The organism is Streptomyces carminius (assembly GCF_002794255.1).
Taxonomy (GTDB): domain Bacteria; phylum Actinomycetota; class Actinomycetes; order Streptomycetales; family Streptomycetaceae; genus Streptomyces; species Streptomyces carminius.
Window position 1 is genome coordinate 1 of record NZ_PGGW01000043.1, and the last position, 23271, is coordinate 23271.

At 69.9% G+C, this 23271-nt stretch carries 19 protein-coding genes; 8 read left to right on the forward strand and 11 right to left on the reverse strand.

The features are described 5' to 3' along the window. Both CUT44_RS12910 and CUT44_RS12915 read right to left on the reverse strand, forming a co-directional pair. On the reverse strand, positions 1–270 hold a 270-nt coding region (locus CUT44_RS12910), incomplete at its 3' end, for a class I SAM-dependent methyltransferase (protein ID WP_146252212.1). Positions 271–1072: 802 nt separating this feature from the next. Then, positions 1073–1642 carry a helicase associated domain-containing protein gene (locus CUT44_RS12915; protein WP_100202114.1) on the reverse strand — a complete coding sequence of 190 codons (570 nt, stop codon included), beginning with the start codon at positions 1640–1642 and terminating at the stop codon, positions 1073–1075. Positions 1643–2237: 595 nt separating this feature from the next. On the opposite strand from CUT44_RS12915, the gene CUT44_RS12920 reads away from it, so the two are divergent. The 7 genes from CUT44_RS12920 to CUT44_RS12950 are packed head-to-tail and all read left to right on the forward strand — an operon-like array spanning position 2238 to position 9491. Further along, positions 2238–3680 carry a Mu transposase C-terminal domain-containing protein gene (locus CUT44_RS12920; RefSeq protein ID WP_233221378.1) on the forward strand — a complete coding sequence of 481 codons (1443 nt, stop codon included), beginning with the start codon at positions 2238–2240 and terminating at the stop codon, positions 3678–3680. Further along, positions 3677–4468 (forward strand): ATP-binding protein, encoded by a 792-nt coding sequence (locus CUT44_RS12925; protein WP_100202116.1) that lies wholly within the window; start codon positions 3677–3679, stop codon positions 4466–4468. Before CUT44_RS12920 ends, CUT44_RS12925 begins: the two co-directional genes overlap by 4 nt. Further along, entirely contained in the window at positions 4462–5295 is an 834-nt protein-coding gene (locus CUT44_RS12930; protein WP_100202117.1) for an ATP-binding protein, read from the forward strand. The genes CUT44_RS12925 and CUT44_RS12930 overlap by 7 nt, the downstream gene beginning before the upstream one ends. Continuing rightward, positions 5292–6752 (forward strand): hypothetical protein, encoded by a 1461-nt coding sequence (locus CUT44_RS12935; RefSeq protein WP_100202118.1) that lies wholly within the window; start codon positions 5292–5294, stop codon positions 6750–6752. Before CUT44_RS12930 ends, CUT44_RS12935 begins: the two co-directional genes overlap by 4 nt. Then, positions 6749–7627 carry a hypothetical protein gene (locus tag CUT44_RS12940; protein ID WP_100202119.1) on the forward strand — a complete coding sequence of 293 codons (879 nt, stop codon included), beginning with the start codon at positions 6749–6751 and terminating at the stop codon, positions 7625–7627. The genes CUT44_RS12935 and CUT44_RS12940 overlap by 4 nt, the downstream gene beginning before the upstream one ends. Further along, positions 7624–8769 (forward strand): hypothetical protein, encoded by a 1146-nt coding sequence (locus tag CUT44_RS12945; RefSeq protein WP_100202120.1) that lies wholly within the window; start codon positions 7624–7626, stop codon positions 8767–8769. The genes CUT44_RS12940 and CUT44_RS12945 overlap by 4 nt, the downstream gene beginning before the upstream one ends. A 41-nt stretch (positions 8770–8810) precedes the next feature. Next, positions 8811–9491, forward strand: coding sequence for a hypothetical protein (locus CUT44_RS12950; RefSeq protein WP_100202121.1), 681 nt, complete (start codon positions 8811–8813; stop codon positions 9489–9491). 105 nt (positions 9492–9596) lie between these two features. On the opposite strand, the gene CUT44_RS12955 is transcribed toward CUT44_RS12950, so the two are convergent. From CUT44_RS12955 to CUT44_RS12995, 9 genes are all read right to left on the reverse strand, one after another. Continuing rightward, positions 9597–9842, reverse strand: coding sequence for a hypothetical protein (locus tag CUT44_RS12955; protein ID WP_100202122.1), 246 nt, complete (start codon positions 9840–9842; stop codon positions 9597–9599). Positions 9843–10104: 262 nt separating this feature from the next. After that, positions 10105–11283, reverse strand: a complete 1179-nt coding sequence (locus CUT44_RS12960; RefSeq protein ID WP_100202123.1) for a Wadjet anti-phage system protein JetD domain-containing protein — start codon at positions 11281–11283, stop codon at positions 10105–10107. Further along, positions 11280–14723, reverse strand: coding sequence for an ATP-binding protein (locus tag CUT44_RS12965; RefSeq protein ID WP_100202124.1), 3444 nt, complete (start codon positions 14721–14723; stop codon positions 11280–11282). The genes CUT44_RS12960 and CUT44_RS12965 overlap by 4 nt, the downstream gene beginning before the upstream one ends. Continuing rightward, positions 14720–15310 (reverse strand): DUF4194 domain-containing protein, encoded by a 591-nt coding sequence (locus CUT44_RS12970; RefSeq protein ID WP_100202125.1) that lies wholly within the window; start codon positions 15308–15310, stop codon positions 14720–14722. The genes CUT44_RS12965 and CUT44_RS12970 overlap by 4 nt, the downstream gene beginning before the upstream one ends. Then, positions 15307–16776: a DUF3375 domain-containing protein gene (locus CUT44_RS12975; RefSeq protein WP_233221379.1), complete on the reverse strand. Its 1470-nt coding sequence runs from the start codon at positions 16774–16776 to the stop codon at positions 15307–15309. Before CUT44_RS12975 ends, CUT44_RS12970 begins: the two co-directional genes overlap by 4 nt. A gap of 149 nt (positions 16777–16925) precedes the next feature. Further along, positions 16926–18287, reverse strand: a complete 1362-nt coding sequence (locus CUT44_RS12980) for an AAA domain-containing protein (protein WP_100202127.1) — start codon at positions 18285–18287, stop codon at positions 16926–16928. Continuing rightward, complete coding sequence (locus CUT44_RS12985; protein WP_100202128.1) at positions 18277–19785, reverse strand: hypothetical protein; 1509 nt, start codon at positions 19783–19785, stop codon at positions 18277–18279. The genes CUT44_RS12980 and CUT44_RS12985 overlap by 11 nt, the downstream gene beginning before the upstream one ends. Next, the gene (locus CUT44_RS12990; RefSeq protein ID WP_100202129.1) at positions 19782–20921 is read right to left on the reverse strand and encodes a hypothetical protein; all 1140 of its coding nucleotides are present in this window, start codon (positions 20919–20921) and stop codon (positions 19782–19784) included. Before CUT44_RS12990 ends, CUT44_RS12985 begins: the two co-directional genes overlap by 4 nt. Before the next feature lie 48 nt (positions 20922–20969). Then, the gene (locus CUT44_RS12995; protein WP_100202130.1) at positions 20970–21815 is read right to left on the reverse strand and encodes a hypothetical protein; all 846 of its coding nucleotides are present in this window, start codon (positions 21813–21815) and stop codon (positions 20970–20972) included. Positions 21816–21951: 136 nt separating this feature from the next. Between CUT44_RS12995 and CUT44_RS13000 the strand changes: the two genes are divergently transcribed. Then, positions 21952–23271 (forward strand): metallophosphoesterase family protein, encoded by a 1320-nt coding sequence (locus CUT44_RS13000; protein ID WP_233221380.1) that lies wholly within the window; start codon positions 21952–21954, stop codon positions 23269–23271.

A 23271-nucleotide genomic window follows, 5' to 3' on the forward strand; every position in this document is an offset into this window, starting at 1 on the left:
GAGATCGAGTCCCACCAGGTCGCGCCGGTGCCAGCGGATCTCCGGCGCCCGGCGCCGGGCGGTGGCGAGCATCGACTCGTCGACATCCACGCCCACCACGGTGATTCCGTGGCGGGCCAGTTCGGCGGCCACCCGTCCGGTGCCGCAGCCCGCGTCGAGGACCGTGGCCGGCGCGAAGGAACGGACCAGCGCGGCCTCACCGTGGACATCCTTCCCCTGGGCGGCGATGCGGTCGAACCGAGCCTGGTACTCCTCACCGTTCCACGTCATGCGAGCACCATGACACACCCGCCACGCCGGTCCTGCCGAAGACCGTTTCCCGGTGCCTCCGTCAGCCACTGCGTGCTTCCCGGACGCGGCCATCCGGTTCGGGCCGGATGCCCGGAGGTCGGCACCGTCACCGCCTCCCCGGAACTTCGCGAGCACACGACACGGACCCTGGATCCGCGGCCGCCCCGGAGGACGGCCGCCAACGAGGCCCCGGACCTCCAGGGGCCCGGGGTCTGGTGAGGTCGGCTCGGGCGACTGGCGCGCTGGTCGGCGGTGTGCCGGGCATGGTGTGCGGGTGCCTCCTCCGCGTCGCCTCAACGCTGGTAGCCGCAGCCGGATGCCGTTTTGGCCGAGGATCGCAATGCCATGCGCACCACGCCGCCCTCGGTGATCTCCAGCTGTGGCGGTCGCCCTCCAGGGTGGCCGAGGATCGCAACCTCCACGGCATCGACGTCCCGGCTGGCCGCCATCTGCGGGTGGCGGTCGTCCTGCGGGGTGGCCGAGGATCGCAACCTTGCTCTGGCCGCCGCGCTGGGCGAGCTGGGGCAGGGTGGCGGTTGCCCTCTGTGGTGACCGAGGATCGCGACGCCGGCGGCCCGATGGACGGCTACCGTATACCCGTGAGTGGCGGTCGCCCTCCGGGGCGATGAGGATCGCAACCACCCACCCGGCGTCATCCGCGTTGTCACCAGCCTCAGTGGCGGTTGCTCTCTGGGACGACCGAGGATCGCAACGACCGGACCGCCACCGAGGCCGCCACGAAGGCCCGTGTGGTGGTCGCCTTTCGGGGCGACTGTTGGGCTTATTTTGCCCATTCCAGTCCGAGGTTGGCGAGGGCTTGGCGCCGCTCGACAGTGAGGCCCGCCCTCCGCGCCTTCTGGTTGGTCAGCCATACGCCCAGCCGGACGGTCACCGGCGCGCCGTTCTCGACCGGTGTGCCGTCGGGTTCGGCCGGGTGCAGGATCTCCTGGTGCTGCCGAGGAACGGCGAGATGCCCTTCGCGGTCAAGAAACTGCCGAGCGGCGGCGACGCCCCGCCCGAAGGCATCCAGGTCTTCCAGGCCGGGCACGGCCGGTGCCGCCGCGTCCGGCTGTGCATGGTCTGTCTCGGCCGGTGCCTGTACGCCCAGCTTCTGCAGCAGTTTCCGCTGCTCGTCCTCCAGCCGCGGCCAGCCGGCGAGTTGGCGCTGTAGCCATGTGCCGACATCGATGCCGCAGGCCCGTACTCCTGGGGGTACCTGGACCGGTCCGGTCTCGTCGTGGAGGAGGTAGGCGAGGGCGGCCCGGTGCCGCTGCCAGGAGATGGGCCAGGGCGGGTTCCACCACTGGTCGATCTCCCGCAGCGCGGCATCGCGGGATTCGGTCACCACCATGGTGCCTTTCCGTAGGTTTTCCAGCCACTGCCCGAGAGGGAATGTGAGGTTCGGGGAAGAGGCCACCGGGATGTTCGGGTTTCCCCACCACTGATGCTGACTCGCGTTTGTCCTGCTCAGTTGACGTTCCAGATGGTTGATCTTGGTGGTGCTTTCCCGAATCAGTGGTGGTGTGATCCCGAATCGGCCAGTGCAGTGTTCGTCGAACCTCCTTTGAAGTGGGCTCTGTAGCGCACGAAGGGGTCGGGCTGAGGCAAAACGGATCAGTGTCACCCGCCCAGGTGATCGACGTGGACGCTTACCGAGGGTGTCGGCTCTAGTGTCATGTCAGTAACGCCTGTCACGGGCGTTACTGAACAGCCCCATGTGGGGCGGCTGTTGACTGTCCGGAGGCTGACACTGTGATCACTGCTCTGTTGCCGGTTCGTGCTCTGCGCGGGTGCCGGCTCCGGTGACCAGTGATGCCTGGGAGGCCATGGACGACGGCTTGGGGCGGCATCGGAATGAGTTACGGCCTGCCGCGGTGGCTCAACTGTTGGGGCTGCGCAGGGCGGGGAAGTTGACAACGGCGCATGTGCGGCTGGTCTCCGAAGCGTTGAACGTACACATCAGGACGGTGTGGGACTGGCTGGCGCGCGCTGAGAAGACCGGCAGCCCGGAGAAGCCGGAACGCTCCCGGTTCCGTATCACCAACGAGATCATCGAAGTTCTCGCCGACTACCAGGGCAACGTCAAACGCGCTCACGAGCACTTGGTGCGCGTGGCCGAGGATGCGGGGGAGAAGCCGATCGGTCTGACGACGCTGCACGACGCCATCGCCCGTGACCTCGACCCCGGTTTTATGGTGGGCCTGCGGGAGGGTATTCCGGCCGCCCGCGGCTTCGATCCTGCCTTCCAGCGGCCGGCGGTGGCCCGGAACCAGGTATGGGAGGGTGACCACAAGCAGGCCCCGCTTGTCGTAGTGATGCCCGACAAGAAGCTGTCGAAGGTGTGGGTGACGTGGTTCGAGGACCGCGGTACCAGCCATGTGATGGGCTGGGCGGTCACCGCCGGTTCCGCGCACCGCGGCTCGGTCCTGGCGGCCGTGCGGGCGTCGGTGCTGCGGGAGAATCCTTACGGGCCGGCCGGGGGACTGCCGGAGCTTGTACGGGTCGACGGCGGCGCCGACTTCCTGTCCAAGACCGTCCGGCGGGCCTTCGGGCTCCTCGGCGTCCCGGTGCACCGGGTGTGCAACGCCCGCCACAAAGGCGGTATCGAGCGGCTGAACCGCACCAGCATGACCCGCTTCTTCGCCGACCTGCCCCGCTACACCAAGGCGCCCCTGCTTGACCACCGCCGCCGCGTCGGCGAGACGGACCCGCCGCTGACCTTCGAGGCATTCGTGGAGCGCCTGGGGGAGTGGGTGCACGAGCACAACACCAAGCACGTGGTCAAGCGCACCGGGTGGACGCCGCTTGAGGCATGGCTGGCCGACCCCACCGAGATCCGGCCCGAGCCCACCCCGGCCGAGCTGCGTGCGTTCATGCTGGAGAGCGATCACCGGCCCCGGAAGATCACCAGTCACGGGGTGGAGTTCGCTGGCCGCTGCTACATGCCCGAGAACGGTGTCGGTCGCATCGGGGTCGAGGTGCGGCTGCGGTGGATGCCGCACCACAGCCACGAGATCGACCTGTACACCTTCCGCGGCGACCGGTACATGGGCCGGGCGTTCCTCAGCGACGAGGCCACCGAGGAACTGCGCGCCAAGGTCCTTGCCGACCGCCAGGAGCACAGCGCTGAGCTGCGCCGGGCCCTGCAGCGCTCCGGTGAGCGCAGACGCGACCGTTATCTACCGGCTACCGAACCCCAACTGCCCGTCCAGGCAACCCGCATGACCAAAGAAGAGGCGCTCGCCGAACTCGCAGGCCCCAGCCAGCGAGCGCCTGCAGCTCCCCGCCGGCGCGCGGAGCCGTATCAGCCCTTGACACCCGTCCCGGCCGGCTGGACACGCCCCGGCCAGGCCACTGGCCCCGCCGATCCGTCTTCGGAGGACGCATGACCACCACCACTACTGCCGCGCCGCCCGAGTCGGGCGCACCGCGCCGTCCGGATCTGCGCCCGCAGTTTTTCCTTGGCCTTGAGGACTCGTCGCTGGTCGCCACCGACACGCTGCTGCAGATCAAGGACACCGTCGTCGACACCGTTGAATCACGGGCCATGTCGGTGATCTACGGCGACGCGGGGCTCGGCAAGAGCTTCGGTACCCGGGCCACGATCCAGGAGATGAACCCGGATCTGATCCTCCCGCTGGACTTCGCCCGCTCCCGCCCGGGGCCGAAGGACCTGCGCGAGGAGCTGTTCCACCAGATGAACCTGTCCTGCAAGATGCCGGGTACGCCGACCGCGTTCGACAAGCTGCTGCGCGAGACCCTGCCCCGGCGCCCGTATGTGATCGTGTGCGACGAGGCCCAGCAGTACCGGCGGGAGAACTTCGAGTTCCTGCGCAAGCTGTGGGACACCTGCGACCCCAAGCCCGCCATCCTCTTCGTCGGCGGCCGGGAGGCGTACGAGACGCTGCAGAGCGACCCGGCGCTGGCCTCGCGGATCTACATCCGCCTGGAGATCCTGGCCATGACCGAGGACGAGGTCCTCAAGACCGTGCCGGACTCCCACCCGGTGTGGAGGGGCGCAGGGGAGGCGCTGCTGAAGCGGGTCGACACCCAGTACGCGCTCGGCTCTTTCCGGGAGTGGGTGAAGGTCACCAAGCACGTGATCAAAGGCATGGAGCACTTCAAGGCCGACAAGGTCGACGACCGCATCGTGGACTGGGCTCTGAAGCGGTGCTGACCACCCCGCCCCCGCCTGTGCCGTCGGCCGTCTGGGGCGCGGCCGCCGCAGCCGAGCCCTTCGCCGTCATGGAGGACGCGGCCCCACCCGGCCTGCACTTCCTCGACACCCCAGGCGTACGCACCCTGCTCACCCCAGGCATGCTCGCCGTGGGCGATGCGCTCACCGACGCCTATGCCCAGGGCCGGTTCGTGTGCGTACTGGGCGATGCCGGGGTCGGCAAGACCTTCGCCGTCCACGCCGCAGCCCGCCGTCTCGGTGAGCTGTTGCCGCTGGATTTCCGGGCTCAGCCGGCGCCAGCGGACCTGCGCGCCGCCTTGCATCGTGCACTTGGCCTCCGTGGCGAGGCGCCCGCCGGCCCCGGGGCCGCCGACACGCTGATCCGCCGTGCCCTCGCGCAGGGGCCGCGGATCGTCGTGGTCGAGGACGCCCACCGCCTGTCGGCGTCCTGCTTCGAGTACCTACGGTTCCTGCACGACGACCTCCCTCAAGGGCTGTGCGTGGTACTGATCGCATCCACGCGCAGCGAACGCTCCTTGCGCGCCCAGCGGATGCTCGCCACCCGCAGTGCCGGCTGGCCCTACATCTGGCCGCTCACCCGCGACCAGGTCCCGCAGGCGGTTCCCGCGCTGCACCCTGTGTGGCAGAGCGTCGCGCCGGGCGACATCAAGGCGCTGGACGCCCGCCTCGCCGATGGCTGTCTGCGCCGCTGGGTCGTGCTGACCCTTCACACCCAGCGGGCTCTGGCCGCCACTGGAGCAAGCAAGCCCGATGGGGATCTTCTGCAGGCCGTGGCCGACCGGGTCGACGGCGGGCGGCGTCCATGACCGCACCCACGCTCCCTGCCGCCACCGCCCAGCGGGCCGCCACGCCGCCAGCGGCCTCGACGGCGTGGCCGGTGAGGCTGCTGCTGGACGGCGACGACGACCACGCGGTGCACCGGGCCGCCTACCAGTGGGCCGATCCCGCCCGCGGACGGATCACCGTCGATCCCACCCCGCACACCACCAGCCCGGCCTACCTCGCGCTGGACGTACTGCGCGCCATGGGCCGCGACGGGTTCTCCCGTCCAGATTCCGAGCGGATGTCCACCGACCCGGCCTGGCGGGCGGTGACCTGCTGGACCCTGGCCTGCGGCCTTGACGAGGTCATCGTGCTGCGCGCCCACCGCCTCACCACCGAGCGGCTGCGCCGCCTGGCCGCGTGGCGCGCGGACACCGGCATCCGCCTCACGCTCCTGGCCCACATTCCAGAGCAGACCGACTTCCAGCGCCTGCTCGAACACCTCACGGCCGCCCATCTGGTGGACGTGGCGACCGTACGCGGCACAGCCGCCGTTCTCGAGGCGATCGGCCCGGCCGCCACCGGACGGCGCATCGGACCGCCGCCGCACGATCACGCCCACCCGCTGCCCATGCTGCCCCGCAGCGGTGTGGCCGCGTTCCGCGCGGACTGCTGGCGCCGCCAGAACACCACCGACTTCGCGCACAGCGACGGCCAATACCGCGCCGGCTACGCCGCCGCCCGCACCTGGCTGGCCCGCACCCTGCCACTCCCACCAGCCTCGGTCGGCGGCATCGAATCCGCCGACGGCCCGGCCGAGCCCACCCCCTTCACCCTGCAGGAGACCGAGGCGGTGCGGCTGTTCCTGGCCCGCCTGACCGTCTCAAGCCCCAGCGCCCAGCACACCGTGGCCCGCGTGCGAGGCGCCCAGGCCGGCTTCCTCAGCCACTCGGTGCTGCTCAACGTGCCCGACGACCTCACCAGCCGCGCGGGGCCCGGCATCACCACCGTGCCCCTCACCCCGCGCACCGTGCACACGATCACCGTGCGCCTGCCCAACCCGCTGCGCGCCGCAGCGGTGGCCGCCCTGCTGTTCACCGGCACCGACAAGTCGCTGCTGTCGATGACCCAGATCGGATGCGTCGACGAGGACGGCACCACCGTGGCCATCGACCGCGACTCGCGGATCAACATCGGCGAACCGCCCGGCCCCAGGCATCTGTACGCCGTCCCGCCCCGCGCCCGCCCTCTGATGCGCGCCGCGGTCGAATTCCGCCGCCGCACCCCGCGCACCGCCGACGCCCACGGCCTGTTCGCGAACTGCTTCGGCACCGCGCCACGCTTCGAGGCCCTCATCGCCGACGCAGGCCTCCCGGTTCCCGCCCTGGTCCACCCCCACGCCGAGGACGACTGGCACACCGCTGCCCGCTGCTGGCACCTGCACACTCCCACGCCGCCCGCCTCCGACGTCCTACCGCGCCTCGGGGAGTTACGTCCGTGACCGACCAGCCACCGCCGCCCGGCGACACGTCCGCGACCGCGTTCGACCTGATGTTCCTGCGGACACGTGCCATGGAGTGCCGGCTCACCGACGAGGACCTGACTGCGCTGACTGGCATTCCCACCGCGGACTTCGACGCCCACCTCACCCCGCGCACCCTCCCCGCCGCGGCCTTGCTCGCTCTCGCCCGCGCGCTGAACACCTCGCCGGAATCCCTCCTGCGCGTCCCCGAGCACGCCTCCCGCCGTTCCGCCCCGGGCGCGGCCACGCACGCCACCGTGCTGCACGCGGCCCTGCTTGAGGTCGGCCGCATCCACCCCGACGACCTGGCCTCGGCCCTGGGATGGGGCGCACACCGCCTGAAGCGGGCCGCCAGTATCCTGGCCGCACACCTCGACCAGCCCAGCAGCCCGCAGCGGCTCGTCCACACCGACACCACCATCCACCTGACCTGCGTGCCCGGCCTGCTTGACCCGGGGCAGCGGCAGAACCTGTACAACACCGGCCACACTGCCGCCTCCCTCGCCCCCGGCGAGGCCGCCGCCCTCACCCGACTGCTGCACCGCACCGCCCGCGGCCTCACCCCCGCCCTGCCCGCCGAGCAGGTCCCGCGCCTAGCCAACCGACGCCTGCTTGCCCCTTCCGGGAAACAGCCCGCTCCCCACCCGGATGTGTTGTTCGCCCTCGGCCTGGCCGCCCGCCCCCTCCTGGATGCCGCCGGCCCTGTCGGCCACCAAGTCCTGGGCCACCGCCCTGCCGCGGCCGCCCCGGAACAACACCGACGTGTCCACCACGCCGACGCAGCCCGCGCAGATTTCACCGACAGCCTCTTGCCGGTGCCCGCTGCTGACCCGCCACCACCCAGGTCACGATGATGCCGAGCCCGCGTACGGCCGCCGTGTCCGAGACCACCACCGGCGCGTGGAAGCCCACGTGGTCACCCGGCCAGACCAGCCCCGGCCTGCCCCCGCTCACCGTGGTGCACGATCCTCACGACGACTACGCCTTCATGGCCGCCGCGCTGGCCGCCCACACCCCTGCGGCCGGCCGTATCACCGTCCACCCCACCCCGGTGGCGAGCGCACCCGCTTCCCTGGCCCACGACCTGCTGCGCAGCACGGGCAAGCACCTCCCGCCAGCCGGCAGCGAAGACGGCACGTACTGGACCGGCAACACCGAGACCGCCTGGCGCGCGGTCGCCGCCTGGATGCTCGCGCTGCGCACCGGTCACGTCATCATCACCCGGGCCCATCGCATCAGCTCCCGGCACTTCGAGTACCTCTTCGCCCTGGCCGAACTCACCCAAATCCGGCTGACCCTGTTGTGCCACGGCCCACTCCCGCCCACTCTCGCCACCGCGCTCGCCACCCTCCGGCACGAAGAGGCGCACAGCCTGTCCGCGGCCCACCGTGCCTTCACCACACCCGCTCCACCACCGCCCGCCGACCGGTTCGCGTGGTGGGAGGCAGGTGAGCAGTTCCCGCCCCACGAGAGCGAGCCGTGCTTCCTGCTGCCCACTCGCCGTAAGCCCGACCGCGGCCACATCGAGGCAGCGGCCCGCCGCCTGGGCCGCGCGGTGCTCCCGCTGCCCGCCGCAGGCCGCTTCCCGCCCGAGCCCGACGAGCCGACCGCGCTTCTCGCGCACCGACTGCACGCGCGCATCGCCCATCCCGTCCACGCCGCAGCGCTGGCGGTGCGGGTTTTCGCCGCCCAGACGGACTCCCTGGCCCGAACCGGCCGTGGCCGGGAGACGCGGGCACCGTCCTGGGCAGTGGACTTGCTCGAGGCAGCCCGCCACTTCGGGCAGCTGGAGGGGCGTGCGGACAACACTTCCACGCCCCACCTCAGGTCCTGGGACCACGCGGCTGTGACCGAAGCAGCCCACGCCTGCGGCCTGTACGAGCACCAGGCACCAGACCCGAAGCGGCACTTCGCCGCCCCCACCCCGCGTTCCGGGCGGCCAGCCGCCGTGCGTCCTGACGTAGGCGGCACACCAGCACCCGGCCGGACAGCATGAGGCGTGCAGGAATCCAACCAACCGCGGGAAAACAGGAGTAGATGATGGCTGAGCCAGGGACAGAACTCTTTGAAGTGATCCGCCGCGACCACCGCGGCGGCGACAGGCTGCCGAGGTCCCTGGCCGCCCGGCACGGCGTGCCCCGCCAGACGGTCGTGGAGGCGATCTCGACCGTGCTGCCGCTGCCGCATTCCCTTCCGGCCGATGAGGAGCAGCTGGGCGAGGCCCGTCAGCTTCTGGATGCGCTGCTGGCCGAAGACCAGTCCATGGCGCCTGCCGAACGCCGCTCGGCCTTCGAGCTGTATGAGGAGCTGAGTCTTCGCACCAGCAGGCTTGGCGTCTCCTACCGGTGGGCGTGGGAGTACATCACCCATCGCCGCTCCCAGTACGCTGCTGGCACCTCACCGGAACCACACGAGCGGGCCTGGGCGGGCAATGTCCCCTCCGATATGCCGAGCTTCGTCACCTACCTGATCACCAGTGAGGTGCGCGACCTGGCGGAGCTGAAGATCGAGGGGACGCTGCCGGCTGCCGATGGTGTCGAGCTCGGCATGGTCACCCTCGGCAACGCCGTGGCCCGGATCAACCAGGCCCTGCACGAGTTCGCGCTGACCGGACTCAGGGCCGGCCTGTCCTACGCCCAGATGAGCGCCTTCACCGGCATTCCCGAAGACGACCTGGCAAAGCAGGTCGAGGACTACCACCGCCGCATGACGACCTGAGCAGCCACCCTGCCCCGCCCGGTCGCCGGCCGCGACGGAGCGGGCTGTAGACCGACGGGTATGGGGGCTCGCGGTGGCCGCACTCCGGCGACGGCGGTAAAAGCGTTACGGTCCTGCCGGGCGGTCGAAGGCCGGCCCCGCCGGACCGTCGTAGGCGCGGATGACCAGATGGCAGCCCGGATAGGCGTCTTCCACACGCCGGCAGTGGGCCACCACTGCTCCCAGCGCGCCACCGCGGCCCGTGCCGAATCCCAGCAGCGCTCCACTGTCTGCGTCGTGGATCCGGTAGTGGATGTCCTCGTTCACGTTCTTGGCGTCTGCCAGCGGTTCGCCATTCCAGGTATCGGTCACTTCCGTTCCCGTTCGTCGAGGCGGGTTGTTGTCGTCAGAGGCTGCAGAGGGTTGATCGACGGGCTGCCGGTCAGTGCTGGCGGGTGACGAAGATTCGGGCGCGTTCGTCGAGCTCGGCCGTGACCCGTACGCCGCGGGCCCGATAGGGGCGGAGGCTGGAGCGTAGGGAGCCGCGGACCGCCCGGCCGGCCGGGCGCGGGAGTGGCCTCGCCCTCGACCACGGTCCTGGTCCGCGGCCGTCCGGTGTTCGCGGCCTCGGGCGTCATCCCTGGTGCCGCGTCAGAGCCTCTCGCACGGCGGTGATGGCGATGCGCTCCTGCTCCAGGCGCAGGTGCGGCCGGTAGGCGCCGGTCCGCAGGTCCCGGTCGAGGTGGGCCTCCTCGGGGGTGAGGTGTGTCAGGCCGCCGCGTGCCTGTGTCTTCTCCTGGCCCCAGTGGGGCTCGTGGGCGAGGAGGGTGGCGCGGTCCATAAGCAGTGACGTGGTGTGCGGGAAGTGTCCTCGGACCTGATCGAGGATGGCGAAGCCATGGGTGTCGATGTCGCCCCAGTAACAGAGGTCGACATCGTCGAGCCAGGGCAGATGACGCAGCAGGGCGGCGGCGTATCCGGAGCCGAGGATGGCGATGGCGTCGGGGACCGGCGGCAGGGAGAGGTAGGTGATCTCGTTCTCGAGGACGAAGACGGTGCGCACCCCCAGGGACCAGTTGGCCAGCTCCTCGGCGCGGACGGTGATTTCACTGAAGGGCAGGGGAGAGGCGCCGAGGTAGCGCAGGCGGATGTAGACGGGCTTGGTGCGAAAGCCGTACCGTGCGACGAGATCGCTCTTCGGTGCGCTGGTGTTGACGCGGCTTTCAGGGAGCACACAATCGAGTAGGTCGGCGAGGATCCCTTTGTTGGTCTCGATGAACTTGGTGTCCACGCCCGGGGTGTCGATCTCGCGCAGGTAGACCGCCTCGGTGTCGTGGTCGCGGATCCAGCACGTGGTGCGCACGAGCCGGTGCCAGTCTGCAGCGTGGGCGAGGACCTTCATGGGATGGTCGGCCATCCACCGTGCGATGCCGGGGACCTGGCGTGCGGTCTGCTCGTGCAGGGCGTGGAAGTGGTCGACTTGGGTGGTGACGCGGAGCAGCGTCCAGAGGCGGTCGCGGGTATCGACCCATGCTCGGGCCGGGACGGTGTTCGACGGGATGCCGTTGCGGCCTCCGATGGATTTGGTCTGGATGCGCAGATGGGGGTTCCGGTCGGGGGCCCAGCACTGGGCCCAGGCGAGTGCCTGCTCGTAGTGCTGCAGCGCGTCAGCGGCGGTGGGGCCCTTGAGGGGCACCGCGATGGGTTCGAAGGGGTGACCGCCCGCGGCGGCGGTGAGGTAGCGGCCGCTGGTCCACTTGCGGCGCAGGGTCTCCACCACATGCTCGGGGCGGGTCCATTCTGCAGGGGTCACGACCGCTCCTTCGGGGGCTGGTTCGCCTGCTGGGCTGCTGCCTGCTTGTGGGCGCGGAACTCCTCGATGGTGAGGTTGTTCAGGCGGGAGCGGGTCTTGTCGGGGCGGTCGACATAACCGACGCGGGTGACGTGGGGCTCGATGACGTGGAGTTTCTGGAGCGGGGTGACGACGAGGAGTTGCAGGCCCAGGCGCTGGAACAGGTCGAGGGCGAAGTGGGCGGAGGGGTCGTCACCGCGTCCGAAGGCTTCGTCGATGGTGACGAAGTGGAAGGTCTTGGGTTTGGCGGCGGTGGGGTTGATGCGGAACTGGTAGGCGAGGGAAGCCGCGAGGATGGTGTAGGCGAGTTTCTCCTTTTGGCCGCCGGACTTGCCGCCGGAGTCGGAGTGGACCTCGTATTCGGCGTCGTCCTCGCGGTTGAGTTCGCTGGCGGAGAAGACGAACCAGCGCCGCACGTCGGTGACCCGGACGGTCCACTCCTTGTCGAGACGGGTGTGCTCCGGGCGGCCCTTGAAACGGTCGAGAAGCGCCTTGACTTGGAGGAACTTCTCTTCGGTGTACGCGTCATCGGCGTCGTTCGAGAGCGCTTCGCTGGTGCAGGCGCGCAGGTCGTACTGGAACTCGCGGACCTCCTTGTTCGGCGTGGGGGCGGCGTTGAGCCGGATGTAGCGGCCCGGGTTGTAGTCGATACCGGCCAGCGAGGTGTTGATCACGTCGATGCGCTCGCGGATCTGCTGCTCCTGAGCGCCGAGATGGGCCTGGAAGGAAGCGATGTCGCGGATGACGTTGGTGCGCAGGTACAGGAGGAACTGCTCCTCGAACCGGGGCAGGTCCTCGTCGGTGAGCCGGCTGTGCAACGCGCGGTAGCCATCGGCGGATTCGATGGTGTTGTCCAGCTCGGCGGTGTGGACCGGATACCTGCCGCGGAAGGCGGCCATCAGCCCCGCTGCCTGACTGCTGGCGTGGCGCAGGGCTTCGTGGCGGCTGCCGCTGCTGCGCAGCAGACGTGCTTCGGCACGGCGCTCGGCGTCGTCCAGCATCTCCAGAAGGCCGTCGCCGTCACCGTCGGCCGCGGGCAGGAACTTCCTCAGGGCTTCCTCGTGCTCCGCCATGCCGTCAAGGTTGCACTGCGCGAGGAACGTGGTGGTCCTGCCCAGCAGGTCGGCGATGTGCTGGACGTCGCGGCGCAGGCCGCCCAGCTCCTCCTGCCCCGTGGTGAACGTCTTCCGGCTCTGTACGATCTCGTCCTCGGCCCGCCGGAGCTGCGCGGTGAGCTTGTCCAGACCGGCTTTTGCTTCCAGGGCGCACTTCTGCTGCTCGAACCGCTCGATGTCCGCGACGGTGCTCCGCCAGTCGAACTCCGCGTAGGTGTCGACGCTGGCCAGCAAGGTGAGGGCGGCACTGATTCCGGCGCGGGCCCGCTGCTGCTTCTCGAGTTCCCGGGTGGCCGTAGTGATGTCGGCGCTTTCGCGGGTGAGGCGGGTGGCCTCGGCGAGGAGGGCGTCGAGCTTGGCCTGGTTGCTCCAGCCCAGCACCCAGTTGCGCCGGTCGTCGATGCGGTGGGCGTCGTTCTTCTCGTGGCGGCCTCCGCCGCCCTTGATAAGGCCCTGCCGGGTGACGGCGGGCCGGGCGGCGCGGACGAACGCGTCCAGATCGTCGGCGCACAGGTAGTCGGCACGCGAGCGCAGCCGCGCGGCGAGCCAGTCGCGGGCCCAGCTGCCGGACTTGAGTTGGAGTTTGCCGGTCAGCAGGGTGGGGTCGTCCGGCAGCGTGGTGAGGGGTGTGTGGGCGGGAACCTGGTAGTAGACCAGTCTGAGGCCCAGGTGACGGCCGTTGACCCAGGCCGAGACGGTGTCGTAGTGGGCGTGAGGGACCAGCAGGGACAAGGCGAACCCGTGCAGTACGCGCTCGGCGGCACCGGCCCATTCGGCTTCGTCGTCGCGTACCTGGATCAGCTCGCCGGCGAATGGCAGGACCTCGTCGGAGACGCCCGTGGCGGTGGCGAGTTCACGGCGCAGGGCCAGCAACTGGGCGGGAATGCTGGAGCGCTGCTGCTGCAGGCTGGTGATCTCGCGCCGCAGTGCGTCGGTCGCGGTGGTGTTTTCGTGGCGTGCGATGGCGAGATCGTCGAGTTTCCTGCGGGCCTGCTGCTCTTGTTCCTCGGCCCGGGAGCGGGCGGTGGAGATCTGGTCGGTCCGCTCGCGGAAGGAGGCGGCGTCGGTGACGGGATCCATGCCAGCTTGCGCGAGCCAGGCGCCGTACTCGGTGGCGCGCTTGCGGCGGCGCTCGCGTTCGCGGCTGAGCTCTTCGATCTGGCCGGTCAGGGTGATGAGCTTCTCCCCGCCGGCGCCGTCGATACGGCGCCGCAGGCCGTCGGCCGTCCCGCGCAACTGCTCCAGATGCCGCTCGCGAGTGGACTGCAGTTCCTCCAGTTCCGCCGCACCGGACATCAGTGTGGTGTGACGTCTTGTGAGGAGCCGGTGGCGGTGCTGGGCGAAGAACGCGGGGACGGCACTGCGGCGCCTGTCCAGGGTGGCGATCTCCCCCTGGGCGGTGTCGTACCGGTTGCATGCCACCACGATCGGCGTCAGGTCCTCGATCATCCGACGGGCCCTGACGACTTCGTTGTGGCTGGCGGTGAGCGCGTCGAAGTGGGCGACGATCTTGTCGACGGCCGTCTTCGCGTCGAACGGCTCCAGCATCCGCTCGCGGACGAACTCGTCCAGGCTGCCCACGGCCTTCATCGACACCGTCTGGTGGAACAGGTCCAGGGCCTGCAGGCTGGGGATGCCCATGCCTCTGAGCAGTGCCTTGCCGTACTGGGTGTATGTGCTGCCGTGGATGGTGGCCCCGTGCTGTTTCAGCTGCCGGCGCAGGTCGGTGATGTCGGTGCCGAAACCGGTGAAGTCGGTGTCGATGGACAGCGGTGCCTCGGCGGTGAGGTAGAACCGCTCAGGCTGCCCAGTGCTGGTTGGGGAGGTCCAGTAGAAGACCTGGGCGAGCGTGAGGTGGGTGCCGAGGGCGTAGTTGGTGAAGACGCCCAGGATCACGCTGTAGGAGGTGTGGTCGCGCAGTCCCACGGGGCGTGTGGTGTCGGAGGCCTCGACGCGCTCGTTCTTGTGATGGCCGAGGACGTAGGATCGCAGGTCACGCTCCTTGGCGTCGGCGCCCGCCGCCTTGTTGTAGGCGATCTTGTGGGCGGGCAGAAGCAGCGTGGTGAGCGCGTCCACCAGGGTGGACTTGCCCGATCCCACGCCCCCGGTGAGCAGGGCGCAGTGCCCGTCGATGGTGAAGGTACAGGTGGTGCGGTGGAAGGTGCCCCAGTTGAGCACCTCCAGGCGGGCGAGCCGGTAACCGGGGCCGATGTCGAGCGTGCCGGCAGGCTCTGCGGTCGTTGCTTGCCGTGGGATGAGCGCTGCCGGGTCGGTCGTAAGGGTCATGTGTCGTCCTTGGCCGTGGTGGAGGCAGCGTCGCGGTAGGTGGCGAGGAGGTCGTTGAAGTCGTTGAGGGCCTGGGCGTCGACCAGGGCCTTGATGTGGCGGCGGACCTCGTAGGTGCCGGTCTGCTTCGTCTGGCGCAGTGCCTTGAGGTCGACGAGTTTCTTGATGTGGGCGTCGATCTGGTCGACGAGCTGGGCTTCGTTGCTGCGCGGTGGGAGGAAGCCGCGGATCATCTCGACCAGGTCGTCGCGGGTGAGTACCAGGCGCGGGTCGGCGGAATCGGCGTCGCTGTCCGCGAGTCGTCCGCGCAGCAGGACGAGCATCAGGCTGACGGGGAATGAGAGCCGGTGGCGGGTGACCAGCCGGGGCACCGTGACGCCGTCGTCACGGGAATCGAGATCCTGCTGCCGGACGTAGGCGTAGCCCTCGGCGCGGTCGATGACGACGTCGAGGCCGATCACGCTGAGGTAGTCGCCGATCGCTGCCTGCTGGCTGACGATCTGCTCCCAGACGGCAGGGGCATCGCTCTGATAGAGCACGCCTGCCTTCAGCAGGTGGACCATGGGGACGGTCAGGGCGTCGCTCACTGATGCTCCGCCTTTCCGGCGGCGGTGCCGCCTTCGTCGCGTACGAACGTCACGTGCGGCACTCTCGCCTGCGTGTGCCCGGGCACGTGGACGCGCGGGTAGACCAGGAGGTCGGTGCGGTCCGGGTCCACGATCATGTCCAGGCCGGGGTCCTCCACCTGGAAGTAGGCGAGCAGTTCCGCGAGTCCCAGGGCCAGCGGGTGGTCGTCGACGATGGCGGCCAGGTTCGCCTGGCCGCTCGGGCTCGCGGCGACCGCCTCCAGGACATGACCGGTCAGCGCCTCGGTGTCGACGTGGAGGCCGGAGAAAAGCTCGGAAATGTCCACCTCCGCGTCGTCGGATTCCTCCACCGCGGCGGTGTCCAGCTCGATGCGTTCGACCGGCATGTACAGCCGTCGCTCCATCGGCAGCGTCAGATGTGCCTGAGGGACGTCCAGCGCCATGCCGGGCAGGTCGGCCCGGCCTTCCAAGGCGGTGACGTGACGCTGGATGGAGCGCACCAGCGCCAGGACGCGGCGGTCCTCTGCTCGGCTACGGTCGACCAGGAAGCGGCGCAGCTGCTCGGTCAGCTGCCGGACCGTGTCCTGGGTGTTCTCGGCCGCCTCCAGCCAGGCGAAGGGGATCTTCAGCAGGCTCTGGTTGGCCCTGCCTTCCAACTGCGGCAGTTGGTTGACCTGTTGCAGCAGCTCCCGTAGTTCCTGCTGGCGGCGGGGGGAGAGGAGGTAGTCGAAGAACGCCTGGAAGCTCTGTCCCTGATCGGACCGGGCGATCTCGTCGCGGTCCAGCAGGAACGCGGCCAGTTGCTCTCCCTTCCCGCCCTCGGCGGTGGCGACCTGGTGGCGCAGACGTACGTCCAGTTCCCGAAGATTGGCCTCCACTTCACGGAAGTCCCGCAGGAGTTCGACCGCGGTGCTCTCCACCTGCTGGTAGCGGTCCAGCAGTGCGAGCGGGGACAGCATGTCGACCTCACCGGTGCGCAGCCGAGAGATCTGGGCGTCGATCGCGTCACGCTCCCGGCGCAGTTCGTCGATGCGTGTCTGCGGATCGGTCTCAGCTCCGAACGCCATCTGCCGCAGGAGCGCGATGATGGTGTTCAGGCGGGACTCGGTTCCGATGAACGAACGTGCGGGCAGGTCCCGCACCCAGGCCACGGCCTTCTCGAGGGCCGCAGTCGCGTCGAAATGCGCCTCGTCCTCCCCCGGCGGGTAGTACTTGCGCAACCAGCTGTTCTTCGTCCACTCCGCCAGATAGGCATCGGCGGACCGGGGAAACGAGCCGGGCTTTTCCTCGTTGAGGAGGTAGAGCCGGTCGTCGAGCCGGGACTCCAGCACGGTCTCCGGCACACTGCGCGCGTTCTCATCGACGAACACCGTGCCGCAGAACGACAGCACCAAAGTGGCGTTGTCCGCGCGCAGCAGCACCCATGCCGGATGGCGGACAAGCGCCGTGACCTGGTCGAAATCCACGCAACCCTCCGATCGCACGCAACATTTGTCCCGCTCTGGGCCCGGCAGATGAACTCACTGTAGAAACCGGCACTGACAAAACCCGAAAAACGAATGAATTTGCGAATCCTGCTGGAATTTCACCCCGGGCACAGGCGCCCGCGCAGGCGTCATGCGGCGACGCGATGCTGGGCGAGTTTGTCCAGTATGATCTGGTTGGCTTCCCAGCCGTCCGGGAACTTGGCGCGCACGGACAGGTGCACCGGGTCGGTCGAGGGGTGGCCGTCCAGAAGATCGGCGATGCCCTCGCGGGCGACGACGATGCACGCCTGTCGGTGGCGGGAGGCGAGTACGCACAGCCGCCCGGCCTCGAGGTGGAAGGCCGTGGCGTCCCGGCGGCCTGACAACGGGTGCACGACGATGACGACTTCGAACTCGCGGCCCTGCAGCCGGTTCGCGGTGTCCACCGCCACACCCCGCGCGCGGGGGCTGCCGGTCCGGGCGAGCGCGGCCCGGACCAGGTCGGCCTGGTCGCGGTGGGCGACGCCGACGGCGATGTCACCGGCCTCCAGGGGTCGGCCGCCCGGGTGGCGCTCGCAGGTGGCGACCGCTCCGCGGTCCAGCAGCCTGCCGGCGAGGTCGGCGGCGGTCTGGAGCGTCTGGGTGTCGGTTCGTGGGACATGGCGACGGGGCAGTTCGTGCAGGGCCCAGCCGGTGGTGAACGCCTGCACGAGGGTCTCGTCCAGATCGGCGCGGGCGAGCCCGGCGGTGCGGAATTCCAGGGCGCGTGTGTCTTCACCGGTTCCGGCGGTGAAGTGGGTGAAAGGGTAGAACGCCTGGGCGATGGTGGGTGCGGCCGAGGACGGCAGGCGCCAGGACACTGGCAGCCGGTGCACAGGAATGTTCTGGTTGTGCTCCAGCATGACGCTGACGCCGTTCTGCGTGGGGTCGTGCGGCAGCCCGATCCAGCGCTCGGTACCGACGATCGTGAACGGGTCCAGCTGGCCGGGGTCGCCGACGAACAGGCCCCGCTCGAAGCGTTCGACGATCTGCAGCAGCACGTCCGAACGCATCTGGTAGGCCTCATCCAGGATCGCCCAGCCGAACGTGGCATCGCGGATGGTGGCCCACTTGGCGGCGGTGGCGACGATGATCCGGCAGCCGGCCAGGTCGGCCAGGGTGCGGCCGACGGTGGTGTTCGTCAGGGCGCCCAGGGCCGGGGGTGGGTTGTAGCCGGTGGCGCTCAGCCGTCCGACGGTGATGTAGGGATGCTCCCTGGCCAGGCGCACGACCAGGTCGTCGACCTGGTTATTGGTCTGGGCGACGATGATCGGGCGTTCGCCGCTGTCGGTGAGTTCCTGGGCGGCGCGGACCACCAGGGTGCTCTTGCCGGCGCCCGGCGGGGAGTCGACGACCACGGCCCTATGACGCCCGTCAGCCATGTCCGCGAGGATCACCTCGGTAGCAGCGGCAGCGGCCGCCGCAGGGTCGGGCACGGCCGGTTCGGGCGTCGTGCCTGTGTCAGTCCTCATTGCCCCACTCCTCTGCGGCGGCGTCCTCGGGAACGGCGGAATCGGTGCCGACCCCGTCGGCTGCACTGTGTGTCCACGGGGTGGCGTCGGAGGCCGGGAACTGCGGTGCCGGGCGCCACCCCGGATCGGGCAGGTAGGCGACGTACTGGCCCGGCTCCGGCACGGTGCCCTGCTTCGGGACGCGGCCGCGCCCCATGCCGCCGGTGATCTCCACCGTGACCTGTGTGGTGTCGCCGTCGGGAAGGGCCGAGACGATCACGGCTTTGTGGCCAGTCGGCATGGACGGGCTGATCAGCTTGGTATTGGCGGCCAGCCGCACGGGATCATCAGTGCGGACGGTGACACGCGGCCGCGGCACCCGCCTGTTCTTGTCCGTGGTGACCGTCCGGCCGGGTTCGGCCTCCACGACCGTCCCGGCGAACGCCTCACCGGCGCTGCGCCGGTCGGCCAGCACGAAACGATCGTCGAACGCCATGTCGGACTCGAATTCGGCCAGCGTGTGCTCCAGCCAGCCCAGCCGCCGGGCCGCGCCGATCGGGGTGTCCCGCTTGCGCTGCGGAAGGCCGCCGGAGTCCCGGTAGTCGGAGTAGTCCGTGAAGGCCTTGCAGTCGCCCTCGAAGCGCTTGGCGGTCCGCGGTGCCTCGGGCACGGAGCGCAGCAGTGATATGGCCTGCCACACCATGCGCCAGGTGGGCTGGATCTGTCCCGCGATCAGCTCCCGCAGTTCGGTCTCGGCGGCGGCCAGCGTGTGTGGGCCGCCGAGCGTGTGAGCCGTGTCGAATTTTCTGATCGCCGGGGCCAGGTCGCGGTTGTCGAACTCGGGGGAGGTCGACGGGCCCGCCGGCGGGCACACGTCCGGGTTCTCCGCGTCGGCCATGGCCTGCTCGACGCTCAAGCCCGTCGGGGGAGCGATCCAGGCCATCAGGGAGGCGAGGTTCTGGTCCTCGAGCGTGCTCTGGCCGGTCGCCCAGTGCTCGGTGAGCATTGCGGTGACGGGCAGCAGCATGGAGGTGCCGGCCTGTTCGGCCCTGTCGACCAGGAACGTCAGCCACATGCCGAGCTCCGGCACGACGTCCGGCACCGCGTAGGGACCGGACGTCGCACGGAAGCGGCACATGCGGCCCAGGTCGGCCACGGCTTTGACGCCGCCAGGGTTCGGCACCAGAATCTGCGGCGCGTCGGTGTACCGGGAACGCTCGCCTTCCCCGCGGCGGTCCTGGCGGAAGGAGTCGATGTAGTCCATCACGATCCGGCCGAGGTCGGCGGCGAACGCGAACCTCTGGTCGCGGTTGCGGGGCTGGGCCACGATCAGCAGAGTCCCGTTCCTCTTGGCGGAGCCGACCATCGCGGCCAGGGGAGCCCCGGCCTCGCCCGCCATGGTCAGCGGGATAATCACCAGCGGCCGGGCAGATAGGTGCCGGTGCCGGAACTCGGTCAGGGGCACCGCCTGCATCGATTCCATCGCCTGCACGTGTGCCAGCGCCGACAGCGTGCTCATGCCGCACCCCCGAGGTCTTCCAGTTCTGCACGCAGCCGTGCGGCGTGCCGCAGGGCCGCGGCCATCTCCATCTGGTCCTCGCTCGGCGCCAGTTCTCCGCGGGCCAGCCCCATGACCATGGTTGAGGTGTCGATGCCGCCGAACTGATCGCGCACCACCGGCCCGAGGACATCCAGTGAGGCCTCCGCACGGGCGCGGGAGCGGCAGTAGAACGCCATCTCGCAGTGGTTCAGGCAGTCCGGGCGGTACGTCACGAGGACCTGGTCCAGTGCCTCGGTCAGCTCCTCGACCGGGCGCCGGGGCCGGTCCTCCGAGTCCCGGGCGAGGTCGAAGGTGAGGTCCTCGGGCAGCAGATCCACCAGGTCCCCGATGCGCTCGATGCGGGACAGCTGACGCGTCAGGGCGGCCACCTGCTTGCGGGCGTCGATGAACGCCCCGGTCGGCCGGTTGGTGAAGTCCTTCGGCGCGACCAGCACGATCGTGTCGGAGACGGCCTCCTCACCGATGCCGGCCCGCCCGAGCAGGTCACGCAGCGCGATGATGTACGCGCTCGCCTGCGTGGTCGCCGCCCGTACCTGTGCGGGGGCGGCCTGCTCGTCGATGATCGGGAAGCTCTTGATCTCCACGACGTGGAAGCGTCCGTCGATGCGGAAGGCCACCAGGTCCGGTTCCAGGTACGCCTTGTGACCGCCGATCTGCAGGCACAGCATCGGGTGGTCGAACAAGGTGCCGTCGCCCTCGCCCCGGGCGGCCCGTAGCAGCACGTCCTCGGTGCGCTCATGGCGCTCCTTGGAACGGCCGTCGCCGCCGACGTCGTTCAGGTCCTCGTACCCCACCTCCGGCAGCGTCAGCTCCAGGGTCTCGCGCAGGACGCGCAGGAGCTCCGCGCAGCCGTTGGCCTTCACCATCGCCTCGAAGGCGTTGCCGCGGGTGATGGCGAAAGAGGACTGGCCGAATGCCGGGGGGTGGCCGACATGTGTGGCGATCGCGGCCTTGTCGGAGCCGGAGGCGTCCAGCAAAGCCCGCAGCGTGCAGCGCGGGTTGTTCTCCAGGGCCGCCAGCGACCGGGCGTTGTAGTCCAGACGCTTCGCGGATCCGCGCAGTGCGGCGAGGCGGTCGTCGACTGGTTCTTTCACGGTCTCATAGATCCTTGCGGAGGATAAAAGGATGCGGGGAGATGAAAATCAGGCGCGGGCGGACCGCAGATGCGTCACGCCCCGCAGGGGCGCGCCGAACAACTGCTCGTCGTCACTGAGGGACTTGCGGGCCTGCCGCGCGGCCGCCGCCCGGTTGGCACGGTCGGTTTCGGTATGCACGTCCAGCTCTGCCTGGGCGGCGCCGATCACCTGCTGCGCATCCAGCGCGCCCTCGTGACCGGAGGCGTTCTTCGGCATGGCGTCAGGGATGTTGACGGCGAAGCGCCACAGCAGCCGCAGGGCCTGAGGACTGGGCCCGTCCGCAGCGGACTCGGCGGAGGTCTGCACCGCTTCGGCGATGCGGATCGCGCCGCTGAGGAAGTCCGTGCGAGGGGACAGCGGGCCGATGACGCGCTGCTCCAGCGTCCAGGTGCTGATCGTGATCAGTGCCCGCACCGGGGTCAGCAGGTCGTGCGCCAGGGCCGGGCACAGGTAGTACGGCCGGGCTCCCGGACTGGAGCGGTAGGAACGTTCCTCGTCCCGGCGCAGGCTGGAGAGCTTGGACGTGGACAGCTCTCCGGGGAAGAACGCCTCGTGCACGTCGACGATCAGCTTGGGCGCGGCCGGGACCCCGAGGAGCATCAGGGCGCGGTGGACGTGTTCGCGTGCCGGGAGCTGCGATCCCCGGGCGGCCGGGGCAGCTTGCGGCGCTGGGCTGGGCGGGGCGGTGGCCGGTTCACCGGCGTCGACGAGGGCGTCCCAGGCCCGTTCGGCGCGGCGCAGCTGCATTCGCAGCTCGCCGGCCCGTTCGGTGTCACCGGCGGCGGCTGCGTCGCGGATCGCGCGGCGCAGGGTGCCGATGCTCTTCTCCAGGGCGTCCAGCGGATCACTCATGTACCAGACGGTACCAGAGTTCCAGAGTTTTCCAGACTCTTCCTGTGATTCGAGGTACAGTCGGCGTCACCGAACCTCCGGCCGCGACGGCGCAATCCGCGCCGCCCCGCAGGCCGTTGTACTGGAGGCACCCGTGATGGGACGCGTATTCCACACCTCCGACTGGCACCTCGGCCGCCAGATCGGTCGCCATCGACGCGACAGCGAGGTCGACGCTGTCCTGGACGAAATCATCGCCATCGCCGAGGACTACGCCCCCGACCTGATCGTGCACAGCGGCGACCTCTTCGACAGCCCCCGCCCCAGCCTGGACGACATGCGCCGCGCGGCACAGGCACTGCGCCGCCTCGGCACGATCGCACCCGTGGTCGTCGTCGCCGGCAACCACGACACCACGCACGTCCTGACGTTCCTGGAATACGTCCTCAACGACATGGGCGCCCGCGAAGGAGACAAGACCCGGGTCCGCTTCGCCACCGACGCCCGCCCCGACAGACTGCTCCTCGCCGAATACCCCACCAGGAACGGGGAGCTCACCCTGCGCATCGGCGCACTGCCCTACCTGCACCCCAACCGCTTCACCTACTACTTCGCCGACCCCGCCCTGACCACCGCCACCTACGCCGAACGGATGCGCACCGTCCAAGCCGAGGTCTACCGCCGCCTGACCGCCCACCGCGGCCCCCGGGACGTCCTCGTCTACGCCGCCCACCTCTTCATCGAAGGAGCCCTCCCGTCCTACTCGGAGCGGCAGATCTCCCTGAGCACCGAGTACGCGGCCGCAGCCACCGACCTGCCCGACGTTGCCTACGGCGCCCTCGGCCACATCCACAAACCCCAACCCGTCGGCCGTTCCGGATTCCCCGCCTACTACGCCGGCAGCCCCCTGCAGATGGACTTCGGCGAAACCGGCGACACCAAGAGCGTCGTACTCGCTGAGATCGGCCCGGACACCAATCCCCGCATCGAACTCGAACCGCTCACCGCAGGCCGCCGCCTGGTCCGACTCGAAGGAACCCTGGAACAGATCGCCCACCGCGCCGCCCGCGTCGGGGACGCCTGGGTGAAAGCAGTGGTGAACGTCGACACCTTCGACCCGTCCCTGCCGGCCACCCTCGCCAAGATGCTGCCCCAGGCGACGCTCGTCGACATCGACGAGCGCCGTGCCGGCACAACCCACCGCGTGCTGGACCGGCAGACCTCCACCACCGAGCTGCCCGACATCGACGATCTGCTGCACGACTACCTCGCCGACCGCGGCACCGGCGGCCCGGCCCTGGACCGCGCCATGGCCGCCTTCGCCCACCTGCGAGCCGAACCCGACCCCGAGGACCCCGCACCGTGCTGCGAGGAGACGCTGTTGACCGCGGCCATCTCCGGCCAACCCCTCGACACCCTGGACCGCTCCAGCCTGCTGACCGGCATCGACACCACCGACGCGGAGACCACACGATGA